At 56.5% G+C, this 24755-nt stretch carries 20 protein-coding genes; 2 read left to right on the top strand and 18 right to left on the bottom strand.

Annotation, left to right across the window (positions count from 1 at the left end; all coding sequences use genetic code 11):
• Positions 1-2 precede the first annotated feature (2 nt).
• The 5 genes from carB to pyrR form a co-directional block, all read right to left on the bottom strand.
• On the bottom strand, positions 3-3227 hold the full coding sequence (carB, locus tag HRQ60_RS03100; protein ID WP_172194165.1) for a carbamoyl-phosphate synthase large subunit: 3225 nt from the start codon (positions 3225-3227) through the stop codon (positions 3-5).
• Positions 3228-3229: 2 nt separating this feature from the next.
• Positions 3230-4360 (bottom strand): glutamine-hydrolyzing carbamoyl-phosphate synthase small subunit, encoded by a 1131-nt coding sequence (carA, locus tag HRQ60_RS03095; RefSeq protein ID WP_172194164.1) that lies wholly within the window; start codon positions 4358-4360, stop codon positions 3230-3232.
• 362 nt (positions 4361-4722) lie between these two features.
• Positions 4723-6072, bottom strand: a complete 1350-nt coding sequence (locus HRQ60_RS03090; protein ID WP_172194163.1) for a dihydroorotase — start codon at positions 6070-6072, stop codon at positions 4723-4725.
• Positions 6073-6164: 92 nt separating this feature from the next.
• Positions 6165-7076 carry an aspartate carbamoyltransferase catalytic subunit gene (locus tag HRQ60_RS03085; RefSeq protein ID WP_172194162.1) on the bottom strand — a complete coding sequence of 304 codons (912 nt, stop codon included), beginning with the start codon at positions 7074-7076 and terminating at the stop codon, positions 6165-6167.
• Positions 7073-7630 carry a bifunctional pyr operon transcriptional regulator/uracil phosphoribosyltransferase PyrR gene (gene pyrR / locus HRQ60_RS03080; RefSeq protein ID WP_172194161.1) on the bottom strand — a complete coding sequence of 186 codons (558 nt, stop codon included), beginning with the start codon at positions 7628-7630 and terminating at the stop codon, positions 7073-7075. The genes HRQ60_RS03085 and pyrR overlap by 4 nt, the downstream gene beginning before the upstream one ends.
• A gap of 558 nt (positions 7631-8188) precedes the next feature.
• Between pyrR and HRQ60_RS03075 the strand changes: the two genes are divergently transcribed.
• Complete coding sequence (locus HRQ60_RS03075; RefSeq protein WP_172194160.1) at positions 8189-8542, top strand: hypothetical protein; 354 nt, start codon at positions 8189-8191, stop codon at positions 8540-8542.
• Between the two features lie 12 nt (positions 8543-8554).
• Entirely contained in the window at positions 8555-10186 is a 1632-nt protein-coding gene (locus HRQ60_RS03070; RefSeq protein WP_343044600.1) for a methyl-accepting chemotaxis protein, read from the top strand.
• Between the two features lie 117 nt (positions 10187-10303).
• On the opposite strand, the gene HRQ60_RS03065 is transcribed toward HRQ60_RS03070, so the two are convergent.
• The 13 genes from HRQ60_RS03065 to HRQ60_RS03005 form a co-directional block, all read right to left on the bottom strand.
• Positions 10304-11557 (bottom strand): LL-diaminopimelate aminotransferase, encoded by a 1254-nt coding sequence (locus tag HRQ60_RS03065; RefSeq protein WP_172194158.1) that lies wholly within the window; start codon positions 11555-11557, stop codon positions 10304-10306.
• Positions 11558-11872: 315 nt separating this feature from the next.
• Positions 11873-12844 carry an RluA family pseudouridine synthase gene (locus HRQ60_RS03060; protein ID WP_172194157.1) on the bottom strand — a complete coding sequence of 324 codons (972 nt, stop codon included), beginning with the start codon at positions 12842-12844 and terminating at the stop codon, positions 11873-11875.
• Between the two features lie 2 nt (positions 12845-12846).
• Entirely contained in the window at positions 12847-13353 is a 507-nt protein-coding gene (lspA, locus tag HRQ60_RS03055; RefSeq protein ID WP_172194156.1) for a signal peptidase II, read from the bottom strand.
• A 213-nt stretch (positions 13354-13566) separates the two neighbouring features.
• Positions 13567-16659: an isoleucine--tRNA ligase gene (ileS, locus tag HRQ60_RS03050; protein ID WP_172194155.1), complete on the bottom strand. Its 3093-nt coding sequence runs from the start codon at positions 16657-16659 to the stop codon at positions 13567-13569.
• A 526-nt stretch (positions 16660-17185) separates the two neighbouring features.
• Positions 17186-17716, bottom strand: a complete 531-nt coding sequence (locus tag HRQ60_RS03045) for a DivIVA domain-containing protein (RefSeq protein WP_172194154.1) — start codon at positions 17714-17716, stop codon at positions 17186-17188.
• A 167-nt stretch (positions 17717-17883) separates the two neighbouring features.
• On the bottom strand, positions 17884-18666 hold the full coding sequence (locus tag HRQ60_RS03040; RefSeq protein WP_172194153.1) for a YlmH family RNA-binding protein: 783 nt from the start codon (positions 18664-18666) through the stop codon (positions 17884-17886).
• Positions 18667-18697: 31 nt separating this feature from the next.
• On the bottom strand, positions 18698-18988 hold the full coding sequence (locus tag HRQ60_RS03035) for a YggT family protein (RefSeq protein ID WP_172194152.1): 291 nt from the start codon (positions 18986-18988) through the stop codon (positions 18698-18700).
• Between the two features lie 7 nt (positions 18989-18995).
• Complete coding sequence (locus HRQ60_RS03030; protein WP_172194151.1) at positions 18996-19451, bottom strand: cell division protein SepF; 456 nt, start codon at positions 19449-19451, stop codon at positions 18996-18998.
• A gap of 2 nt (positions 19452-19453) precedes the next feature.
• Positions 19454-20143 carry a YggS family pyridoxal phosphate-dependent enzyme gene (locus HRQ60_RS03025; RefSeq protein ID WP_172194150.1) on the bottom strand — a complete coding sequence of 230 codons (690 nt, stop codon included), beginning with the start codon at positions 20141-20143 and terminating at the stop codon, positions 19454-19456.
• The gene (pgeF, locus tag HRQ60_RS03020) at positions 20140-21015 is read right to left on the bottom strand and encodes a peptidoglycan editing factor PgeF (protein ID WP_172194149.1); all 876 of its coding nucleotides are present in this window, start codon (positions 21013-21015) and stop codon (positions 20140-20142) included. The genes HRQ60_RS03025 and pgeF overlap by 4 nt, the downstream gene beginning before the upstream one ends.
• Before the next feature lie 241 nt (positions 21016-21256).
• On the bottom strand, positions 21257-22375 hold the full coding sequence (gene ftsZ / locus HRQ60_RS03015) for a cell division protein FtsZ (protein ID WP_172194148.1): 1119 nt from the start codon (positions 22373-22375) through the stop codon (positions 21257-21259).
• A gap of 51 nt (positions 22376-22426) precedes the next feature.
• Positions 22427-23680, bottom strand: a complete 1254-nt coding sequence (gene ftsA / locus HRQ60_RS03010) for a cell division protein FtsA (protein ID WP_172194147.1) — start codon at positions 23678-23680, stop codon at positions 22427-22429.
• Between the two features lie 198 nt (positions 23681-23878).
• The gene (locus HRQ60_RS03005) at positions 23879-24652 is read right to left on the bottom strand and encodes a cell division protein FtsQ/DivIB (RefSeq protein ID WP_172194146.1); all 774 of its coding nucleotides are present in this window, start codon (positions 24650-24652) and stop codon (positions 23879-23881) included.
• Positions 24653-24755 lie beyond the last annotated feature (103 nt).

The raw sequence follows: 24755 nt of genomic DNA, 5'->3' as shown, positions 1-24755 counted from the left end.
TATTACAGGCTCTGCGCACCGACAGGCATCGCGCGGGACGTAAAGCTGACCGTCTCCAGCATGTCCAGCAGCGCCGCGACCGTGTCGAGCGAAGTCATGCAGACTACGCCGTTCTCGACCGCTTCGCGGCGAATACGGAATCCGTCGCGCGCCGGCGTTTTGCCTTTGGTCAGCGTATTGAACACGAAGTTCGCTTCTCCGCTGCGGATTTTGTCCAGAATGTTCGGCTCGCCTTCACTCAGCTTGTTGACACGCGTGACCGGAATGCCTGCGTCTTCGAGCGCTTGGGCCGTGCCTCCGGTCGCCATGATCGAGTAGCCCAGCGTGTAGAAGCCTTCCATCAGCTTGACCGCTTCGGCTTTGTCTTTTTCGGCGACGGTAACGATGATCGATCCGGTGGACGGAATCTTCATGCCTGCGCCGACCAGACCTTTGTACAGCGCTTTGGCGTAATGTTTGTCGCGGCCCATGACTTCGCCTGTCGACTTCATTTCCGGTCCGAGCGTCGGCTCGACGCGGCGCAGCTTGGCGAACGAGAACACCGGCACTTTGACCGCGACTTGATTGCTTTCCGGCCACAGGCCTTCTTTGTAGTTCAGATCTGCCAGCTTGACGCCGAGAATGGCCTGCGTCGCGAGGTTCGCCATCGGGATATCCGTGACTTTGCTCAGGAACGGTACCGTACGCGACGAACGCGGATTCACTTCAATGACGTAAACTTCATTTTTGAAGATAACGAACTGGATATTGAGCAGGCCGATCGTCTTGAGCTCTTTCGCGATACGAATCGTGATGTCGACGACTTTCTCCTGCAGTTCTTTGGACAGATGCTGCGGCGGGTACACCGCGATCGAGTCGCCGGAGTGAACGCCCGCGCGTTCGATATGTTCCATGATGCCCGGTACAAGCACCGTCTCGCCGTCGCAGATCGCGTCGACTTCGACTTCCTTGCCGAGCATGTAACGGTCGATCAGAACCGGATGCTCCGGATTGATGTCCACCGCTTCTTTCATGTAGCTGAGCAGCTCTTCGTCGGAGTACACGATCTCCATCGCGCGGCCGCCAAGGACGTAGGACGGACGAACGAGTACCGGATAGCCAAGGCCTTCCGCCGTTTCGACGGCCTGGTCGACCGAAGTGACCGTTTTGCCTTTCGGCTGCGCGATATCAAGACGCGACAGCATCGCTTCGAACCGCTTGCGGTCTTCCGCTTCGTCGATACTGTCGAGCGACGTACCGAGAATCTTGACGCCCGCGTCCTGCAGCGGCTTCGCGAGATTGATCGCCGTCTGGCCGCCGAACTGGACGATGACGCCGATCGGTTTCTCCTGTTCGATGACGTTCATGACGTCTTCGAAGAAGAGCGGCTCGAAGTACAGACGGTCGGACGTGTTGAAGTCGGTCGAGACCGTCTCCGGGTTGTTGTTGATGATGATTGCTTCGTAACCGGCTTTGCGGATCGCCCAGACGGCATGCACGGTCGAGTAGTCGAACTCGATACCCTGGCCGATGCGGATCGGGCCGGAACCGAGCACGATGATCTTCTCTTTGTCCGTCTGCGTCACTTCGTTCTCCTGCTCGTACGTCGAGTAGTAGTACGGCGTTTCCGATTCGAATTCGGCCGCGCACGTATCGACCATCTTGTAGACCGGAACGAGCCCGATCTCTTTGCGGTAAGCGCGAACGTCCGCTTCCTTGGTCAATCTTCCGCCTTCATGTCCCTGCGCACGCAGTTCGGCGATCGCGCGGTCGGTGAAGCCCATACGCTTCGCTTCGGTCAGCAGCTCGTCCGACAATTCATCGGTCTCGGCCAGCACCGTCTCGAACACGACGATGCGCTCGATCTTGTCGAGGAACCACCAGTCGACTTTGGTCAGATCCTGGATCGTCTCCAGCGTATAGCCGCGGCGGAACGCTTCGGCGATGAGGAACATGCGCTCGTCGTCGGGTTTTTCCAGACGGCTGTTCAGAACCTCTTCGCTCAGCGCGTCGGCGCCTTTGACGAGCAGGCGGTGCGTGCCGATCTCCAGCGAACGGACCGCTTTTTGAATCGACTCTTCGAACGTACGGCCAATTGCCATGACTTCGCCGGTTGCTTTCATCTGCGTGCCGAGTTTGCGGTTGGCGTGCATGAACTTGTCGAACGGCCAGCGCGGGATTTTCGATACGATGTAGTCGAGCGCCGGCTCGAAGCAGGCGTACGTCTGCCCGGTGACCGGGTTCATCAGCTCGTCCAGCGTGTAGCCGAGCGCGATCTTGGAAGCCATCTTCGCGATCGGGTATCCGGTCGCTTTGGAAGCGAGCGCCGACGAGCGGCTGACCCGCGGATTCACTTCGATGACATAATATTGGAAGCTGTGCGGATCGAGCGCGAACTGCACGTTGCAGCCGCCTTCGATGTTCAGCGCGCGGATAATCTTCAGCGACGCGGAACGCAGCATTTGATATTCGCGGTCGGACAGCGTCTGGCTCGGCGCGACGACGATGCTGTCGCCGGTATGTACGCCGACCGGATCGAAGTTCTCCATGTTGCAGACGACGATGCAGTTATCGTTGGCGTCGCGCATCACTTCGTATTCGACTTCCTTCATGCCGGCGATGCTGCGTTCGACCAGGCACTGCCCGATCGGGCTGTAGCGCAGGCCGGATACGACGATCTCGCGCAGTTCTTCTTCGTCCACGCAGATGCCGCCGCCGGTTCCGCCCAGCGTGTAGGCCGGACGCACGATGATCGGATAGCCGATCTCGCCCGCGAAATCAAGCGCTTCGTTGAGCGTCGTCACGATAACGCTGTCCGGAACCGGCTGTTCCAGCTCGCGCATCAGGTCGCGGAACAAATCGCGGTCTTCCGCTTTTTCGATCGATTCCAATTGGGTGCCGAGCAGCTTGACGTTCTCGCTCTCCAGCACGCCGGCGCGCGCCAATTCGACCGCCATGTTCAGGCCGGTCTGGCCGCCGAGCGTCGGGAGCAGGCCGTCCGGACGTTCGTGGCGAATGATCTGCGTCACGAATTCGAGCGTGATCGGTTCAATGTAGACTTTGTCGGCCATGTTCGTGTCGGTCATGATCGTAGCCGGGTTGCTGTTGATCAGGACGACTTCCACGCCTTCTTCACGGAGAGCCTGGCACGCCTGGGTACCGGCGTAATCGAACTCGGCCGCCTGACCGATCACGATCGGGCCCGAGCCGATCACCAGAATTTTTTTGAGTTTGTCGTTTTTCGGCATAATTAACGTGCTCCTCTCATCGCGGCCATCATTGCGGCTTGTCGCGGCTGCTTGGGACTGCTTTTCTTGAATTCATGGATGGTCTCGATAAAGCGGTCGAACAGGTAGCTGCTGTCAAACGGACCGGGTGCCGCTTCCGGGTGATACTGCACGGAAAACGCCGGGAATTTCGTATGCCGCAGACCTTCGATCGTCTTGTCGTTGTTGTTGATATGCGTAATCTCAAAATCGGTGCCGACCAGCGATTCTTCCTTAACCGTGTAGCCGTGGTTCTGCGACGTGATGTAGCAGCGGCCGCTCTCGAGTTCCTTGACCGGGTGGTTGCCGCCGCGATGACCGAACTTCAGCTTCTCGGTATCCGCTCCGCCGGCCAGCGCCAGCAGCTGATGGCCGAGGCAGATTCCGAAGATCGGATATTCGCCGAGCAGCTGCTTGATCGTCTCCACCGCCTGCGGGACGTCTTTCGGGTCGCCGGGGCCGTTGGACAGTTGGATGCCATCCGGGTTCATGCGGCGGATCTGTTCGGCCGTCGTGTCCTGCGGCACAACGACGATGTCGCAGCCGCGGGCGCTCAGTTCGCGGACGATGCCGCTTTTGGCGCCGTAGTCGATGACGACGATCCGCTCGCCTTTGCCGGGGCTGTTATACACATGCTGCGTAGACGTTTTCTCTACCTGATTGGTGACCAATTCGGAAGATTGCAGCATTTCCTGCAGCTCTTCGACGGACTTGCTGCCCGCGGTCAAAATGCCGCGCATCGTGCCGTGGTTGCGCAGGATGCGGGTCAGCATGCGGGTATCGATATCGCTGATGCCGACGATGCCGTGCTCTTTGAGCAGCTCGTCGAGCGTGTACTCGGCGCGCCAGTTGCTCGGCACCGGCTCGTAGCGCCGCACGACGAAGCCGTTCACGAACGGACGGACCGATTCGAAGTCGTCGCGGGTAATGCCGTAGTTGCCGATCAGCGGGTAGGTCATCGTCACGATCTGGTTGCAGTACGACGGATCGGACAGCACTTCCTGGTATCCGGTGATGCCTGTATTGAACACGACCTCGCCGGTTGTGTCGCCTTGGGCGCCGAACGAGCGGCCGGTGAAGAGCGTGCCGTCTTCGAGCAGAAGTTTTGCCTGCATGGGTGTGAATCCTCCTCGGTTTTTGGAAAATAATGTAGGGTGGGTGGGAGACGCTGCGGGCTGAAGAGGGCTTTCGATCGCTGTTGAAATCCGTTTTTCTTCCGATTGGAATTAAAGCAGCTGTCGGTAGAAAAGCGGATTTCAAATGCGAACGCTGCGCTTCTCAATCTCCTCTTCAGCCCTCCGCTCCCTTTGGGTGTAGGCGTTACGGTAAGGTCAAAGACTTAAAAACTTAAGATAAAGGGACTCAAGATCGGGAGCGTCGGCGAAGCTATAGCTTCTGGACGGCTCGGGAAAGGCGTTCAAGATCGGGAGCGTCACCGAAGCTATGGCTTCTGGACGGCTCGGGCAAAGAGCGCGGGTCAGCCGTTCACGCTCTGGGCCAGCTCGGCGCCGAACACAAGGCGGCCGGCGACCAGGGTCATGACGGGCCAGCCGGACAGCGCGCGGCCGGTGAAAGGCGTGTTGCGGCCTTTGGTCGCGAACTGGTCGGGATCGACGGCCTTCTCGAGTTCGAGGTCGATGACGGCGAGATCCGCAGTCGCACCGACCTGCAGTTTGCCGGCGTCCAGACCGAATACGCGGGCCGGGTCTTGGGTCATGCGGCGGACAAGGAAGTCCAGTGTCCAGCGGCCGGTCTTCACGAATTCCGTATACAGCAGCGGGAAGGCGGTCTCGAAGCCGACGATGCCGAACGGTGCGAGCAGCATGCCTTTGGCTTTCTCTTCCGCGCTGTGCGGCGCATGGTCGGTTACGAGAATATCGATCGTGCCGTCTTCAAGCGCTTCGATGCAGGCCGCGACGTCGCGCGGGGTGCGCAGCGGCGGGTTCATTTTCCAGTTGGCGTCCATACCCGGAATATCTTCGTCGGACAGCACCAGATGGTGCGGGCACACTTCGGCGGTCACGTTCACGCCGATCGATTTGGCGAGGCGGATCAGGCGAATCGACTGTTCGGTGCTGACGTGGCAGACATGGTAATGCACGCCTGTCGCTTCGGCCAGCAGGACGTCCCGGCCGACATGGATCGCTTCGGATTCGTTCGGGATGCCTTTGATGCCATGTTTTTTCGCAAATTCGCCTTCGGACACGTACAAGCCTTCCACCAGCGAATCGTCTTCGCAGTGGGCGATCACCGGCATGCCGAGCGCGGCGGCCTTAGTCATGGCGTCTTTCATCATCTGCGCGTTCTGTACGCCTACGCCGTCGTCGGTGAAGCCGATCGCGCCCGCCGCTTTCAATGCTTCAAAATCCGTCAGCTCGCGGCCCAGTTCATTCTTCGTGATCGCCGCGTACGGCAGCACGTTGACCAGATTCGCTTCTTTGGCTTTATCCAGCACCAGCTTGACCGTCTCCGGGTTATCGGTGACCGGCTTGGTGTTCGGCATGCAGGCGATCGTCGTGAATCCGCCCTGCGCCGCGGAACGCGCGCCGCTCTCGATCGTTTCTTTGTGCTCGAAGCCCGGTTCGCGCAGATGCACGTGCATATCGATCAAGCCCGGCGTGACAAGCTTGCCTTCGGCGTCGTATACGAGCATCTCTTCGTTCTCGTTCTCGATCATTCGGTCGTCCGCCGATTGATACCAGCCGGAAGACAGAATGGCCAGCACTTTTCCGCCCTGAATCAGAATGTCGCTCCGCTGCAGCTGCCCATCCTCATTCAATACGCTTGCGTTCTGAATCCATACATCCACGTTCGAATAATTCATCATGGTCCAATTCCCCCCGGTTCCGTTCTCGCTTTTCATTTTGCGTCTGCCTGTTCCGTCCATTATCTGTCCGTTCGCCGTTCTGCCGGGTCCGCTTAACGCAGCGCCCGTTCGACGACCGCCATGCGGATCGGTACGCCGTTTTGCATCTGCGGGAAGATCCGCGAGTTCGGCGCTTCCACCAGTTCGCTGTCGATCTCGACGTCGCGGTTCACCGGAGCCGGATGCATGATAATCGCGTGCGGCTTCATCTTGGCGGCCCGCTGCGTCGTCAAACCGTACTGCGCGCGGTATTCGTCGGCCGACTTCAGCACGCCTTCGGCATGCCGCTCCAGCTGTACCCGCAGCATCATGACCACATCCGCATCCAATGCTTCATCCATCGTCACATAAGGCGCATGTTCTTCGAGTTCCGCAGCCTGCATGCTGTGGGGGGCGCAGAACTTCACGTTCGCGCCGAGCGCTTTGAGCGCCCATAGATTCGAGCGGGCTACGCGGCTGTGCTTGATGTCGCCCACGATCGAGACGGTCAGGCCGCGAATCTCGCCGAACTGTTTCTGCATCGTGTACAGATCGAGCAGCGCCTGCGTCGGATGTTCGTTGTTGCCGTCTCCGGCGTTGATCAGCGGCACCTTGACGTGCTTGGCGAGTTCTTCGAGCACACCGATCGGCTTCAGCCGGATTACGCCGGCGTCGATGCCCATGCTTTCAAGCGTGCGGACCGTATCGTAGACCGACTCGCCTTTTTCGACGCTCGAAGCGGCGGCTGCGAAGTTCAGCACCTGCGAACCGAGTCTTTTTTGCGCCATTTCGAACGAGAAGCGGGTGCGCGTGCTGTTCTCGAAAAACATATTGGCGATAAAACGGTGCTCCAGCACCGGAATGCGTTTTTCTTCATGAGCTTCCCAGTAAGCGGCCCGTTTGAGGATCGATTGCAGTTCGGCGGCTCCCATGTCTTTGAGGCCGAGCAGCTGGCGATCTCGGAGCGAAGGATGATAGGCGATCATGCGAGCACCTCCCGGCGGCTGCCGATCCGAACTTCTTCGGCTCCGTCGATTTCGCTCAGGAACACTTCGATTTCTTCCGTCCGCGAGGTCGGCACGTTCTTGCCGACATAGTCGGCGCGGATCGGCAGTTCGCGGTGCCCGCGGTCGGCGAGTACGGCGAGCTGGATCATCTGCGGCCGTCCGCAGTCCATCAGGGCGTCCATGGCGGCGCGGATCGTGCGGCCCGTGTAGAGCACGTCGTCGAACAAAATCACTTTTTTACCTTCGATCGAGACATTTTCCGCTCCGAACAGCTCTTGGCAGTTCATTGTCGGTTCGCCGCTTTTGCGGTCGTCGCGGTATGAGCTGATATCGATCTCTCCGCAGGCGACCGGCGTTCCCTCGATTTCGAAGATTCGTTTGGCGATCCGCTTGGCCAGCGGTACGCCGCGCGTCTTGATGCCGATCAGCACGCACCCTTCGATCCCTTTGTTTTTTTCCAGAATTTCGTGGGCGATCCGGGTCAGTGCCCGGCGAATGGCGGCTTCATCCATAATGACGTGATTTTCGTTCATGTGTGCGCCTCCTTAGGCAAAAGGTTGGTGTCACCCTTCGGCCCCGTGAACGTCGGTTTCTTTCTGCGTATATGCAAAAAGACTCCTTGCCCGAGCGGGCAAGGAGTCGAAATCGACACATTGATGCGACGAAGCGTGCCAAAAAGCTAATCCGCTCTCGGCGGACGCATTCCTGGTGAATCGTCGTTCACATTACCTTGCCAGTCTCACGGGACTGAATTAAAGGTGCTATTCATTGGGGCGCCGTCAGCGCCTCTGTTGCAATGAATTATGACAGAAGGTTCATCTCCTGTCAACCACCCGCCTTTGCCTTCATCCGCTGCACGCCGCGTGCACGATTGCGACGCAGGTGTGCTTTCCATGCGCAGGTTTGGGTCAACGTATGCGCAGGGCTCATAAACGCAGTTGTTTGTTTCTTATAATTATACATTTAAATGTTGTATTTATGCAACAGGTTTTTTTCTTCTCCTCTCCCGGGCTTTTTCCGAAAACGTTTGCTGGAATTCTTGATGCGCTTAACCGATATATAGATTATGTGTAGATAGGAGTGAACCAAAAATGAACAGGTTCAAAAGCAAGCGTTTTTCCTTATCATTAGGCAGCAAATTATTACTTTTTTTCACGACCATTCTGATTGTATCGCTTCTGGTATCCGCGGTACTGTCCTATCAATCCGCAAAAACCGCGCTTAGCAGCGAATTTATGGCCAATGCGACTTCCAGTGTAAAAACGATGAGTGCCATTGTCGAACGCGATGTACAGGCCCGAGTCGACGCTGTGAATTATCTGGCAGCAACCGTCACGGCCGATGCGTTCAAAACGGGAGGATTCAAGACGGGGGCCGTCAACGCGCCGCTTGAAAATTACGACTTGACGCAGAGCGACGTAGATCTGGCTTACGCCGGTTCGTAAACCGGCGTATATATCGGTTCGGCTTCCAGCTACGTCAACCTTCCCGCCGACTACGATCCCCGTACGCGCGGTTGGTACAGCCAGGCCATGGAGAATCCCGGCCAAGCTGTCGTGACGGAACCTTATGTCTCGGCTTCCAGCGGAAAAACAGGAATCACAATCGCCAAGCGGATGAATGACGGCAGCGGCGTAGTCGGGATCGATATCTCGATCGATTCCCTGCTCCAAACGACGCAAACGATGCATATCGGCAAAGAAGGTTATGCTTTTATCACGACGGAGAGCGGCACCTACCTCTCCCATCCGACTTATGCAACCGGAGACCAGGACGAGATTTCGACCCGGCTGTCCGAAGAAAAAGAAAACTCCGGTACATTCAGCTATCTGTTCAAGTCCGAGTCCAAAGCGCTGGTGTACGAAAAGAACGAACTCAGCGGCTGGATCATCTGGGGCAGCTATTACGAAAACGAAATTCAGGAAGCCGCCCAGCCGATCTTCTACCGGCTCCTGAGCGTTCTGATCGTATCCCTGGTCGTAGGCGGAGCGATCATCTGGCTGATGACGCAGTCTATCGCACGGCGTCTGAAGAAAGTCGCACGCGCCGCAGAAGCGATCAGCTCCGGCGATCTGACCGGAACGATCAGCGATTCCAGCCGGGACGAAATCGGCCAGCTGGCCGCTTCGTTCCAGAGCATGAACGTGTCGCTTGGAGGACTTGTTCGCTCGATTAACGGTTCCGTCTCGGACGTAGCGGCTTCTTCGGAAGAACTTAGTGCCAGCGCCGAACACACAGGCAAAGCAACCCGGCAGATTACGGAATCTATCGAAGGCTTCGCCGCGGGCAGCGAACGGCAGAGCGACAGCGTAGCCGACAGTTCCCGTCGCCTGGCCCAAGTATTCGAATGGCTGTCCGAACTGCGTACCAGCTCGGAACGTCTGGCCCAAGCTTCCCGCAGTTCGGCCGAAATGGCTGAAGAAGGCGACCTGCTTGTTGACCAGACGCTTGATCGGATCCGGGAAATCGATGTGTCCGTACGCGAAGGCGGCGAAGTGATCTCGGGTCTCTCCGCCAAATCGCAGACGATTACCGGTATCCTGCATACGATCGACGAGATCGCTTCGCAGACCAATCTGCTCGCTTTGAATGCTTCGATCGAAGCGGCGCGCGCCGGCGAAGCCGGACTGGGCTTTACGGTCGTCGCCAACGAAGTCAAGAAACTCGCGCAGCAGTCGGCCGACTCGGCCAAAACGATCGAAGGCTTGATTCAAGATATCGTGTCGGATATTCAGGCTTCGCTGGAAACGTTCGTCAAGATCCGTTCTTCCGTAACGGGAGGTCTTGAGACCGCAGAAAGAACCGCAGACAATCTGCGCCGGCTTAAGACGGCATCCGAAGAAGTGTCGGGCGATCTCGGCGGCATGAACAAACAGGTCATCGAAGTCGCCGGCCATGCCGAAGAAGTCGCACAAGCCGTACGCGAGATTTCCAAAGCCGCCGAAGCCAACCAGTCCGGTACCCATGAAATCGCGGCTGCTGCCGAAGAACAGCTTGCTTCGATGGAACAGATCGGACAATCTTCCGCTTCCCTGGCTCTGCTCGCCGAGCAGCTGCAGGGCGAAGTGGAGCGGTTCAAGATCGACTGAGCGGATCCGCACCCAACAAACGGGCGTTGCCCCAAAAGAATAGGCCAAAAAGCCGCCGGGACAATCACGGCGGCTTTTTCATACGCAACAATTACCGATCAAACGGAAAGCAGCCGATTAAAATTCGAACTGCACATCGCTCAAGCGGCGTTTGATTTCTTCAATAACGCGCTTTTCTTCGTCCAGGCCTTTGGCTTCAAACGTGACAGAGAAGCGCACGAACGAACCCGCATCGTCCCAAGGCACGGTGGAGATGAGTTTTTCGCGAATCAGGAACTGTGAGAAGGCTTCGCCGCTGCCGAACGTTTCGCCGCCCTGGATACCTTTCGGCGTCTGTACATACAGGAAGAACGAACCTTTAGGCTTCGCTGCGGTGAAGCCCAGTTCATTCAACGCACCAACCAGCATATCGTGGCGGCGCGAATATTTCTCGGCGATGGCTTCCGTGATCGACGGGTTGGCGAGTCCGTAAGCGGCCGCTTTCTGGATCGCGATAAACTGTCCGGAATCGTTGTTGTCCTTCACGTCGCTGAACGCTTTGACGATCAGCGGGTTGCCGGCAACGAAGCCGATTCTCCAGCCGGTCATGTTGTACGACTTGGACAGGGAATGCAGCTCGATCCCTACGTCTTTGGCGCCCGGTACGCTCAGGAAACTGAGCGGCTTGAGGCCGTCGTACGTCAAAGCCGCATAAGGAGCATCGTGTACGACGATGACTTCGTTCGCTTTGGCCCATTCAACGACTTTCGTGAAAAACTCTACCGTTGCGCTTGCGCCGGTCGGGTTGTTCGGGTAGTTCAGGTACAGCAGTTTGGCACGCTTCGCGATATCGGCCGGAATCTCGTCCAGATTAGGCAGGAAGCCGTTTTCTTGGGTCAGCTGTACATTGTACACTTCGCCGCCTACATATTTCGTATGCGTACCGAGAACCGGATAACCCGGAACGGTCAGGATCGCTACGTCGCCCGGATTGATGAACACGGACGGCAGCATGGCAAGCGCCGGCTTGGAGCCGATCGAGTGGACGATTTCGGTTGTCGGATCGATGCCTTCGACCTTGAACACGTCGGCCAGGTACTGCGCGGCAGCCGCTTTGAATTCCGGGATGCCGTTATCGGCATAACCGCGGTTCTCGGGCTTGGCCGCTTCTTCCGCGAGTTTGGCTACGATACCGGCATCGGCCATCTCGTCCGGTTCGCCGACGCCCATATCGATCAGTTCGACATCGGGAAATGCCTGGCGCGCAGCCGCTTTGGCACGTTTGATCTTTTCGAATTTATAGATGTTGGTGTCCTTGCCGTAGTTCGCTCCGCCGATTCGGTCGGCGAATACCTGCTGGACAAATGTGTTTTGATATTCTTCGATACTCATGGTTAAGTTCAGCTCCTTGGACAGTATGATCTAAGTTCCATGATGCCGCAATCGCGGCTTGGGGAACATGGATTATGTGGCGGAAAATTGGTGTTTTTGCGCAGGGAGGCGGTTGGGAGACGCTTCGGGATGGAAGGGCGAAAAAATACTTGCCCTCTTTGCGGAGAGCAAGCATTGGGTGGGCATGGCCCTGGGTTCGTCTGATTCAGAAGCGAACGGCAGAGCAAGAGATAGGCTTCGCTTCGCGGTGCGCCAAGAGCGGCAGACGGGCTCCGCTTCGCGAATCGTCAAGAGCCTAAAGACAAGGCTTAAAGCTCAGCGGCTGCGCAGATGGATCAGAAGCTCTTCGAGGTCCGCAGGGATCGGAGCGGAGAACTCAAGCCGTTCTCCCGACGCCGGATGCGTGAAGCCGAGCGATGCCGCATGCAGGGCCTGGCCCTGCAGCTTCAAACCGCCGGTGCGGCCGTACATCGGATCCCCTACGAGAGGATGACCGATAAACTTCATATGCGCACGGATCTGGTGGGTGCGTCCGGTTTCGAGTTTCAGCTCGAGCAGCGTGTAATCGCCGAAGCGTTCCATCACGTTAAAATGCGTGATCGCATGCTTGCCGCCGCTTGAGACGACGGTAAACATCTTGCGATCATGCGGGTCTCGGGCCAGATTGGCGTCGACCGTGCCGTGATCGTGCCCGATGTTGCCGTGAACCAAAGCCCGGTAAATCCGGCTGACCGAGTGTTCTTTGAGCTGGTCGGCCAAAGAAGTATGGGCTTTGTCGTTCTTGGCGGCCATCAGCAGGCCGCTGGTATCTTTGTCGATACGGTGCACGATACCGGGACGAACCTCCCCGTTGATGCCCGACAGGTCTTTGCAGTGGAACATCAAGGCATTCACCAGCGTACCCGACGAATGGCCGACCGCAGGATGCACAACCATCCCGCGAGGTTTGTTCACGACGATCACATCGGAGTCCTCGTACACGACTTCGAGCGGAATGTCTTCCGGCACGATATCGACGGACTCGGGAGCCGGAATACGAACTTCAACGGTCTCGCCTTCCGTAAGCTTGTGATTGGCTTTGGCGATTTTTCCATTTACGGTTACATGCCCCTGATCGATCCAGAGCTGGATCTGCGAACGGGAAACTTCGTCGCCCATCGCTTCGGTGACGTATTTGTCAAGGCGCTGCTTTTGAGATTCGGCAGATACGTTCCATTGCAGACTTTCTTCTTCCGGCGCGTTTTCTTCAGCCGAAGCGGAAAGATCCGCAGATTGCTTGTTATCCATGTTTATTCCTCCGTACGTTCTTCAAGCTTGTCCGTAGACTGCGTTTCGTTCGGGCGTTTGGCGTCGAGCAGGGTGTCGATAATGATGAGGGCAACGCCGACTACGATGCAGGCATCCGCAACATTGAAGATCGGGAAGCTGTAACTGCCGAAGTTGAACAGGAAAAAATCCACGACTTCGCCCATGCGAAGACGGTCCAGGAAATTGCCGAGTGCGCCGCCGAGTACAAGGCTGAGTGCGACAGGCAGCAGACGCGCCGAACCCTTGGCATGTTTGACACGCTGGAGATACCAGACAATACCGGCAACGACCACAAGCGTCACAATGATAAAGAACCACTGCTGCTCCTGCAGAATGCCAAATGCAGCGCCTTTGTTCCGGTGCGAAGTCAGGATAAAGAAGTCGCCTATAATCGGAATTTGCTCTTTAACCTCCATGCGCGTAGCTACCAAATATTTAGTGCCTTGGTCGATCAGAAAAGCTACAAGCGCGATCACATAATAAATCACGTTAATCCGTCACCTCATACCTTCAAGTTGGGACCGGCGGACGACAAAAGCTTCCTTTCCGGCCCGTCTATTGTAGCACAGCGCCGAAGAAAGCGTCTATCGCACGGGCCGGGCAGAACAAGGCCCCGCGGTCGACCGTCGATAAGGACGGTGTCCGCGGGGGCCTTCCGCAGTCTTTACAAACGTCTGGCGACGAGCGGTTTGCCTTCAGTCTCAGCGAATCTTGATGCCGACTTCTTTGCCGCCCAGCGTCATTCTCTCCATGTCGTCTTCCGAACCGAACGATACGCCGTCCACGAGCACGTTCTCGCGCAGCACGGAGTCGAACGCTTCAAGCGCAGCCTGCAGTTCGGCGTCCACGTCGAGCGTAAGATCCACTCGCTGTTCGACTTTGAGGTCGAGCTTTTTGCGCGTATCCTGCACAGCCCGGACGATCTCGCGAACCCAACCTTCCTGTTCGAGTTCCGGCGTCACGTCAGTGTTCAGCGCCACCGTCAGGCCGTAGCCGGACGCGGACGCGAATCCTTCTTTCGCTTTTTTCTCGATCAGCAGCTCTTCGCCCGTCACTTGAAGTTCTTCGCCTTCCGGCGACGTGATATTGAAGTGTCCGCTGTCCACGACCGCACGCGTCTCCTGCGCCGTCATGCCTTTGAAGTGGTTTTGCAGGAAGCCGACGTTTTTGCCGTACTTTTTGCCTGCCACTTTGAGGTTCAGCTTGAGCGTGTAGTCGACGAAGTCGCTGTCTCCGCTCTCGATCCGGATCTGCTTCACGTTGATCTCGTCCTTGACGATCTCCGCGTAATCGGTCAGGTCGAACTCGCGGTCCATCGAGACGATCAGCTCGGACAGCGGCTGGCGCGTCTTGAGGCTGTTCTCGTTGCGCACGTTGCGGGCCAGTTCCACGATCTGCTGCGATGTCTTCATATCGCGCTCCAGGTCTTCGTCGATCAGCGAAGCGTCGGCCGTCGGATAATCCGCCAGATGCACGCTCGTTTGGCCGCCCAAGTTGCCGTACAGATCTTCGGCCAGCACCGGCATGAACGGAGCGATCAGGCGCGCGAGCGTCGAGAGCACTTCGGTCAGCGTGCGGTACGCGTCGAGCTTATCGTCCGTCAAGCCGCTGCCCCAGAACCGGTCGCGCGAACGGCGGATATACCAGTTGCTCAAGCCGTCGACGAATTCTTCGATGCCTTTGGCAGCGCTCAGGAAGTCGTTATCGGCAAGCGCTTCGTTCGCGGCCGCTACCAGGCTGTGCAGGCGGGACAAGATCCAGCGATCCAGGCGTCCGGTCGGCACTGCAAAAGGATGCTCCGCCGGATCGAACCCGTCGATGTCCGCGTACAGCGTCAGGAACGCATGCGTGTTGACGATCGTGTCGACGACTTTGGACTTGGCTTCGCCCACGACGCTTTTGGAAAAGCGCTTCGTGTTCCACGGTGCGCTGTCGGCCAGCATCACCCAGCGGAACGCGTCCATGCCATATTCTTCGAGCACTTCCCACGGATCGACGACGTTGCCTTTGGACTTGGACATCTTCTGGCCGTTCTCGTCCAGGATATGCCCCGTCGCCATAACGGATTTGTACGGCGCTTCGCCGGTGATCATAGTCGATACCGCAAGCAGGCTGTAGAACCAACCGCGCGTCTGGTCGATCCCTTCGACGATCATGTCGGCCGGATACTGCGCTTTGAACGCTTCTTCGTTTTCGAACGGATAATGCTGCTGCGCGAACGGCATCGAACCGCTGTCGAACCAGACGTCGATCACTTCGGATGTACGGGTCATGACCGCGCCTTCGGCAAACGGGGACTTCAGCTTGATCGCGTCCACGTAAGGCTTGTGCAGCTCGATGTCTTCCGGCACGAAGTCCACGGCGCGCTCGCGCAGATCGGCGATACTCTTCGGCGCGTATTCCTTGCCCGTTTCTTCGCATACCCAAACGTTGAGCGGCGTGCCCCAGTAGCGGTTGCGGCTGATGTTCCAGTCGATCAGATCGTCGAGGAATTTGCCGAAACGGCCATCGCGTACATGTTCCGGATACCATTTGACACCTTTGTTGTTCTCGACCAGTTTGTCTTTGACCGCCGTTGTGCGGATAAACCAGCTGTCCGTTGCATAATACAGCAGCGGCGTGTGACATCTCCAGCAGAACGGATAGCTGTGCTCATATTTTTCTTTGCTGTACAGGCGCCCTTTTTCGGACAACCATTTGACGATCTCGATATCGGTCTCGCCGTCTTTGACGAAACGTCCGGCAAAATCGGTCACTTCATCGACGAAGCGGCCCTGCGAATCAACCAGGTTGATGAAGCTGATCCCATTCTCGCGGCAGACGCGGTAATCGTCTTCGCCGAAAGCAGGCGCCAAATGCACGATCCCCGTACCGCTCGAATCCGTGACGAAGTCTGCGCCAAGAACGATATGTCCTTTTTCAGGCGTGAAGTAGTGGAACGGCGCATCGTAGCTCAGACCGACCAGCTCGGAACCCTGCAGCTCGGACAGCGTCTCGAACTCGCCTTTGAGCACGCTGCCCGTCAAGTTTTTCGCCAGGATCAGCACGTCGCCTTCCTGCTTCACTTTGACATAAGTCATGCTCGGATTAACGGCCAACGCCATATTCGAAGGCAGCGTCCACGGCGTCGTCGTCCAAGCCAGTATGAACTCGCCGTTTTCCAGCTTGAACTTGGCAGTCGCGCTCAGATCTTTGACGTCTTCATAGCCCTGCGCCACTTCGTGCGAGCTCAGCGTCGTCTGACACGAAGGACAATACGGGCTGACGCGGTGTCCGCGGTACAGCAGGCCTTTGTCATGGATCGTACCGAGCAGGTTCCAGACACTTTCGATATATTTGTTATCCAGCGTGATGTACGGGTTATCGAGATCCGTCCAGTAGCCGATCGCTTCGGTCAGCTCGCGCCACTGCTTTTCGTACGTAAACACGCTCTCTTTGCACTTTTTGATAAACTTCTCGACGCCGTACTCTTCGATATCGTGCTTGCCGGAGATGCCGAGCTGTTTCTCCACGCCCAGTTCGACCGGCAGACCGTGTGTATCCCAGCCTGCTTTGCGGACAACATGGAAACCTTTCATCGTCTGGTAGCGGCCGACGAAGTCCTTGATAACGCGCCCCAGCACGTGTCCGATATGCGGAACTCCGTTTGCGGTCGGCGGCCCTTCGTAGAAGACAAAGTTCGGCTTGCCTTCGCGGTTTTCGATCGACTGCTTGAACGTATTCTCTTCATTCCAACGGTTCAATACCCGCAGGTCGCGCGCACGCGCTTTTTCTTTCACATCGACTCTTTGCATGTCTGTCGGCTCCTTCTGTATAGGGAATGAATGCTCGTAAAAATAACATAAAGGGTCTTAAAAACAAATAAAGCCCCGCCCCCGTAAAGGGACGAGGCCTGCTCGCGTTACCACCCTTGTTTCGCCTGCCTGCACAGTCTGTCCGAAAAACGCCGGAGCACGCCGCTTTTCGGGCATCGCGCAGCAGAGCGACACCTTGTCTTCCGCGTCCAATAACGCGGGGCCGCTGTAACGGTCGGCATCCGATACGGCCTACTCTCTCCTGCCCACTATCGGCCAAAGGATTCGGACGTACTTCTCCGGGACGATCTTCGGCTAATGCTTCGTACACCGGCTTGCAGCTCTTGAAGGCCCGGCTCTCTGGAGAACGAATGGCATCACGTACTGTTCCCATCGTTGAATTTGAGTCATGATTATGGATTGAATCGGGATACTGCGTCTTGAACGCCGCAGCGGCGTTCTTTATTTATAGCGCTATCGGCGAACGTTGTCAATAGCTGACACGCGTCTCGGGCGGCTGTTCAACTCAGTACGATTCGCTTGTCCGCCGGCGTTCGGCCTGGGCCTGCTCCATCTCGCGGTCAAGCTCGCGGCTCTGGCGGTCCAGTGCGTCCCAACCGTCCTGGGCGAGCAGTTCAAGCTGCGCTTCGATCAGTGTCCGGAAACGGGTACGGTAGATCGAAGCCTGCTTTTTGAGCTCTTCCATCTCCACGGCAACTTTGCGCGATTTGACCAACGATTCGTTGATAATGCGGTCGGCGTTTTTCTCCGCTTCTTTTACGATCAGCTGGGCTTCCTTCTTGGCGTTGCCGCGCACTTCGTCCGCCGCTTCCTGCGCCACGATGATCGTCTTGCTCAGTGTGTCTTCCAGGTTCATGAAATGGTTGAGACGCTCTTCCATCGACGTCATGCGGTGCAGAAGATCTTTGTTCTCGCGAATGACGCTCTCGTAGTCTTTGATCACCTGATCCAGAAACTCGTTGACTTCATCCTCATCGTATCCGCGAAGACGCCGGCTGAATTCTTTGTTATGTATATCCAGCGGTGTTAATGCCATGTTGTGCACCTCCAAGTGTATTGAGCACGCCGCCAACCCCTCGGCGAACGGCCGGCTGTATCCGGTTCGTGCAGAGGACCGCCTGCTGCAGTCCCTTATCGTTTTATCGGAATTTCGACGCCGAAACGTGAATTCCTGCAAGAAACCTTGTCGGCTCTACACAAATTCTATACGAATTTGCCGACCCGGATCCGATACCGGCCTTTTTTCGTCAGATCGCCTACCTCAAGCACCCGGAAACGTCCAAAGCCCTGAAGCGAGACGGTATCTCCTTCACGCAGCGTTTTGGAGGGGTCTTCCTCCACTTTCCAGTTTACCCGGCAGCGTCCCGCTTTAATCGGAGCCAGAATCTTCGCCCGGCTCATTCGGTAGACATCGCTGGCTATGCCGTCGAGACGAGGAGACGCGACCGTGAGTTCCATTTCCGCCAATTGCGATTCCGAAGCCAACAGCGAAGCGGCAGGCAGCAGTTCGGTAAATACGTTCACCCGATGCACCTGCCGCAGCTCCAGATTAAGAAAATCCGCGATCTCGGCGGCGACCACAATGTGGCAGCCGTCTTCGCGCGGATGAATATCGCCGATCTTGGCACGCTTCATACCGAGTCCCAGCACCGAGCCCATATAATCGCCATGTCCGAGTTCCGTGAATTTGGTGTCTGCCGGCGTAATGGAGAGCACCGCCAGCTTCATATCCTCGTCTTCGAGCTCCCGGTAATCGGGCGCAATAAGCGCCCGCCGGCGTTCGGCGTTCGGACTGCCGCCTTCAAGGCGAATCGAGACATCCGGCTCGCCGCCGACCAGCATCGACAAAATTTGCAGCTGGCGCGGATCGAGAAAGTCGGTCAGCTTCGTTTCGTGATAACGGGCCGCCCCTTCCAGCCATTCATTGGCGCGGTCGACGAATTCGCGTTCGTCGGGATGAACATGTTCGTACAGCTTTTTGGTCATGCCTTCGACTCCTTCCACTCAGCCTGTCCGCTTACGCAACCGCTTGGATTAGCAGCAGGAACAGATACATGACGCCGCGCTGAACGAACTGGAGGACGAAGAAAGCGACGATCGGGGAGATATCGAGCATTCCGCCGATCGGCGGAATAAAGCGGCGGAAGATAGAGAGATACGGTTCCGCAATCTTGCCCAGAATAACGCCGACTTGGCTTTCGCGAACGTTCGGCACCCAGGACATCAGGATATAAATGATGAGGACCCAGGAATAAATCTGGAAAAGCAACGGAATAAAGTTATAAATCTGAATCAGAAATTCTACCAAGCTGCTGTCACCTCATTTGATTATTGAATTCGTGATCTTCGCGGATCAGGTCCGCAATGGTGCCTTCGACTTCAACCGTATCCGGCGTACACAGGAAAATGTCTCCGCCGACTTTGGAAATGTTGCCGTTGATCGCATAGACGGTACCGCCCAGGAAATCGATAATCCGCTTGGCATGGTCGCGGCGGACCTGCTGCAGATTGACGACAACCGAACGATGCGCACGCAGATGATCCGCAATTTGCTGCGCATCGTCGTAGGTGCGCGGCTCTACCAGAATCACTTTCACGCTTTTTTGCGCATGAATACTGACGACGTTGTTTGCTTTTGCATTTTTGCGCGGTTCGTAATTGGAGGCCGAGTCGTACGCTGGGTCTTCCGCCTCGGTCACTTTCTCACGCTCCACGATCTCTTCTTCTTCCTGCAGGCCGAGAAAATTCATAAAACGGTTCATGACGCCCATCTTCAATCCTCCTCTTTTCCTACCAGAATCGATCCCAGTCGGAGCCAAGTCGCCCCTTCCTCGATCGCCACTTCGAAATCGCCCGACATCCCCATCGACAAATGTTCAATCGGTTTCGCCGTCGCCTCGCGGGCATTGAGTTCGTCACGCAGCTCCCGCAGACCGCGGAATACCGGACGCGCTCCCTCGGCATCCGAGTCCAGCGGAGCCATCGTCATCAGACCGACGATGTCCAGATGCGGATACTCCCGCAGCTCCCGAACAAAATCGTACACATCCTCGGGAGGCATGCCGGACTTGGAGTCTTCGCCCGATATGTTGACCTGGACGAAAGCCTTTACCGTTATATCGGCTGCCGCGGCTTGTCGTTCCAGCTCTTTGGCCAAAGACAGACGATCCAAGGAATGAATATAGGCGAATTTCCCGATGACGTCTTTCACTTTATTGCTCTGCAGCTGTCCGATAAAGTGCCAGACTCCCCGGCTGCCGAGCGCTTCCCATTTCGGTTTGGCGTTCTGCCAGCGGTTCTCGCCGATATGCCGGATTCCGCTGTCGAACACGTTCGCCGTTTTTTCAGTCGAAACGTATTTCGTGACCGCTACAATATGGATCTCTTCGGGCGACCGTCCTGCACGTTCACAGGCAGCCGACACCGTTTGGTTGACATGCGCGATCCGTTGTTCCAATGTCACCGGAGCGTGCCTCCTTCTTTCAGCCCAATCCAGCTTGCCATCCGTCCGGTCCGTCCTTTTTCCTGGCGATGCGAAAAGAACAGATCGGTCCGGCTGCTTGTGCACCAGCTGGTGCATGCGATGCTTTCCGGACGTATTCCTGATCTTATCATAAGGTGTCGGTTCAATTCTTTCAAGTTCAGCAGCGCTTTGCCGCCTCCGCGATCTTTCGAAAAGTCAGAGAGCGAACAAGAATCATTACCCGGCTCCTTTTCAAGCAAAACCCGTACCCGGTCCAATACCGTCTCGTCCACTTCGTAGCGGCTTTCACCGATACAAGGACCGATAGCGGCCAGAATGTCTGCAGGCCGGCTGCCGTAATGCTCGGTCATCTTCTCCGTCATCCGCCCAGCGATTTCCGCAACCGTGCCTTTCCAGCCGGCATGGGCCAGACCTGCCACCTGCCGGACCGGATCGTAAAAATAAAGCGGCGTACAGTCGGCGTAAAACGAAGTCAGCAGCACGCCGGGAACATTCGTAAGCAGTCCGTCCGTATCCGGAAACGCGCTTTCCCGGTCCAGACGTCCGCGTCCGCGGTCTTTTTCCGTTACAATCGCGATCTCGGCCAAATGCACCTGCTCGCCGCTTGTCCAATCTTCGAATCGAAATCCGGCAGCCTCCGCTACCCGAGCCCGATTTTTGGCCACGTGAGCCGGATTGTCGCCGACATGCAGCGCACAGTTCAACTGTCCGTAAATGCCTTCGCTTACTCCGCCTTCGCGCCCCGTGAATCCCGCGCTCACGTTCTGGAAATGCCGCCAAGGCTCGATATCGAATATTTCCGCCCCGTTTTCCGCCGTCCGGCGCACAAAAGGTTCTCGTATAAGGGTCATTGCGTTCGGTTCCTCCTTGCTCGATCCCGGCGTGTTGATATCCGGGCTCTGGTGTTAAAAAAAGATCCGCTTCCGTGTAGCGAAAGCGGATCTTCCATAATCGCAGCTGGTACCCTTTCAACTCTTAATCCGAGGTTTACGGTTTCCTGAAACGCACACGCTTTAGGTGTGATTCAGAGGAGCGTAACCTTACCTTTAGTGTTGAAAAGGTACTGTTACCTTGATCGATAATGAGGTTAGGTTAATCGTTGTTCTGACGCGAACGGTTCCGCAGGAAGGTAGGAATATCCAACTGATCCGTTCCCGATTGAGGATCAAATGCCGGTCTTTGCGGCTGCGAGCGGTCGGTCGTATTCTCCGGCTGCTGCACCACGGGCTTGCGTACGATCGGTTTCATCGGAGACGGCTTGTGCTCGAATCCGGTTGCGATCACCGTAACTTTGATCTCGTCCTTCATATCTTCTTCGATAATCGCACCGAAGATCATATTCACTTCCGGATCGGAAGCTTCGATGACAATCTCGGCCGCTTCATTGACTTCATACAGCGACAGATTCGAACCGCCGGTAATGTTCATGATGACGCCTCTTGCGCCTTCGATGGACGTTTCCAGCAGCGGGCTCATGATCGCTTTGCGTGCCGCATCGGCCGCGCGGTTCTCGCCCGACGCTTCGCCGATGCCCATCAGTGCCGAGCCGCGCTCGGTCATGATCGTTTTGACGTCCGCAAAGTCAAGGTTGATCAGGCCCGGAACGGCGATCAGGTCGGAAATACCTTGCACGGCCTGACGCAGCACGTTGTCGGCTTCCCGGAAAGCTTCCAGCATCGGCGTCTTTTTATCGACGATCTCAAGCAGACGGTCGTTCGGAATAACGATCAGCGTATCGACCTTTTCCTTGAGGGCTTCGATTCCGAGTTCCGCTTGTGCCGCGCGCTTGCGTCCTTCGAACGTAAACGGCCGCGTAACGACCCCTACCGTCAGAGCGCCGCATTCGCGTGCGATTTCGGCAATGACCGGAGCGGCTCCCGTTCCGGTACCACCGCCCATGCCTGCCGTAACGAAGACCATATCCGCGCCTTTCAGCGTGTTGCTGATCAGTTCGCGGGATTCTTCAGCGGCTTTCTTGCCGACTTCCGGATTGGCGCCTGCGCCAAGACCGCGGGTCAGTTTATCGCCGATCTGAAGTTTGTGTTCGGACTTGGACAGGTGAAGCGCTTGAGCATCCGTATTGACGGTAATAAATTCAACGCCTTTGACGCCATTTTCGATCATTCGGTTGACGGCATTGCTACCTCCGCCGCCTACGCCGATGACTTTAATGCGTGCAAGGCTTTCCATTTCGAAATCGAATTCCAACATAGTCCTCCATCTCCCCCTCGTTTTCCTTGGATGGGCTCTTTTTTGTGTTCCTCATATAAATTCGCTAAACATGTTTTTGAGCTTTTCTAGGAAACCGGTTTTCTGAGCCGTCTCCGGCGCGGGATTGGATTTAGGACGATTGACGGGTTTCTTGCCCGGCGCTGCATTTCCTCTGCCGCGGTTCTTCCGAATGACGCTGTACAAAATGCCGATCCCGCTTGTGAAGGCAGGGTCCCGCACGCCGATATAATCCGGCACGGCAAGACGCACAGAAGCCGTCAGTTCGCTTTGGGCAACTTGCAGGACGCCCGGCATGGCAACCGTTCCGCCGCTCAACACATAGCCGCCGGAGATGTCCCGGTAGCCCATGCGGTGTATTTCTTGATGAATAAGCTGGAAGATTTCTTGCACCCGGGGTTCAATGATCGCCGCCAGGTCTTCCTGCGTATATTCTTTCTCGATTGTGCTTCCAATCCGGTTGACCTTGAATACAACGTCCGCCGCAGCGTCCGCCATCATGGCGCATCCGTATTTCAGTTTTACCTTTTCGGCCTGGTCGGTTACCGTACGCAGACCGTATGCGATATCGTTTGTTACGTATTCGCCTCCGACCGGAAGCGTCGAGACGGCTGCAAGATGACCGCTTTCGAAGACGGAAATCGTCGCCTGGCCGGCTCCGATATCGATCAAAGCCGTCCGCATCGTTTTTTCGTCCTTGGTAAGCGCCAGCTGGCCGGCCCCGAGGGAAATCAGCACCAGTTCTTTCACCTTGAGGTCGGCTTTCTCCACGCAGCGCAAAAGATTATGTATAGCCGTCTTTGCGCCGGTGACAATCGTAGCTTCCACCTCCAAGCGGGATCCGATCATGCCCCGCGGATCCTGAATTCCCTCCAAGCCGTCAACCACGAACTGCTTGGCAACGACATCGATGATTTCACGTTCCGGCGGAAGAGCTATAACTTCGGCGGCTTTGGTGACCCGCTCGATGTCATCTTCCCCGATTTCTCGGTCTTCGTTCGAGACGGTTACAACGCCTCGGCTGGCCTGTAATCCGATATGACTGCCCGATATGCCGACATAAACTTCCGTTATTTGAATGCCGACCATCCGTTCGGCATGTTCCACGGCGTCGCGAATCGACTGCACGGTTTGATCGACGTCAACTATGGCGCCTTTTCGGATTCCTTCCGAATCGGCCGATCCAACTCCAATAATATTAAAGGTTCCGTTGCTTATTTCCCCAATAATAGCACGAACTTTGGATGTACCGATGTCCAAACTAACAATGATGTCATTGTTGCTCAAGCCCTTGGCACCTCCCGTTTACAAAATTATTCACATGGTTCGTTTAAAGCCGGGTATTTTGCGTATCTACTATACATTAATTCAACGCGGCTTAAACTTTCCCTCTTTCGTTTTGAATTTTTTTTGTGCGCTTGTATATCTTTTTGAGAGAATACAGCACACATTATAGCATCTTTTAAGTCAGGGGAGTAGCGGAGGTTAAGGAGTCTCTCCGCCTTCCTCTTCGGTTTCCGACTGGATGAATGGAGTAAAGTCGTCGGCTTCGAGCAGTTTGATCTTGCCTGGGCTCTGGGTTTCCGTAATACCGCCCAGAATTTCGAGCTTGTCTTTTAGCAGGGAGATGGTAGTCTCCACTTCAAAGCGCGAACGGGTATACACCTTGATTTTGTCCGGGAAAGAAGGAGTCGAAAACGGCATAATCTCCGACAAATCGGACAGCAGACTGTCCGGCACCGAAGCCAAAGCGCGGCAGAGTGCGGCTTTCTGCTCTTCTTTCCCTGCCCATTCGGTCAGCATGGGCTTCTCCGCGGGCAGTCCCTGATCCCGAAGCGGAATCTCGGCACCGCTGCCGAGCAGCGCCTGAATGCTGCCGTCTTCCAGCAGTTCGTAAGCCACCGGATCGTATTCGTCGACGGTAAGCAGAATCTTCCCGGGAAACCGCTTTTTCACCGTCGCGCCCTCGACCGCTCTCAAATTCGACACGATTCGCTGCTCGACATTCGACGAGCTTGACGCGAAGAATTGTCCTCCGATACGCAGGCCCGCCGCCTCGATCACCGCCGAACGGTCGACATACACATTGCCTTCGACTTCGATCTGCTGGATACGGCTAAGCGGAGATTGGAAAAAGACGACGCTAAGTATGGCCGCCAGCAGCAGAATAAGGACGAACCAAAGTTTCCATCGTCCCCGGCGGCGCGGTCTGCGACTTTCCTGCTCTTCCTGTTCGTTCGGTTTGACTACTTTAAGCATGGCCATTCTCCATCCGGCCGCCCGGTCTCCTTTTCTTCGACAAACAAAGATCGGAGCAGAACGGTTAATTGCGCAGTACGCGGAATTCGCAACGTCCATGGAA

It is taken from the genome of Saccharibacillus qingshengii (assembly GCF_013185195.1).
Lineage (GTDB): Bacteria > Bacillota > Bacilli > Paenibacillales > Paenibacillaceae > Saccharibacillus > Saccharibacillus qingshengii.
Note: the sequence above shows the minus strand (reverse complement) of the source record. Positions and strands in the feature narration are given on the sequence as shown.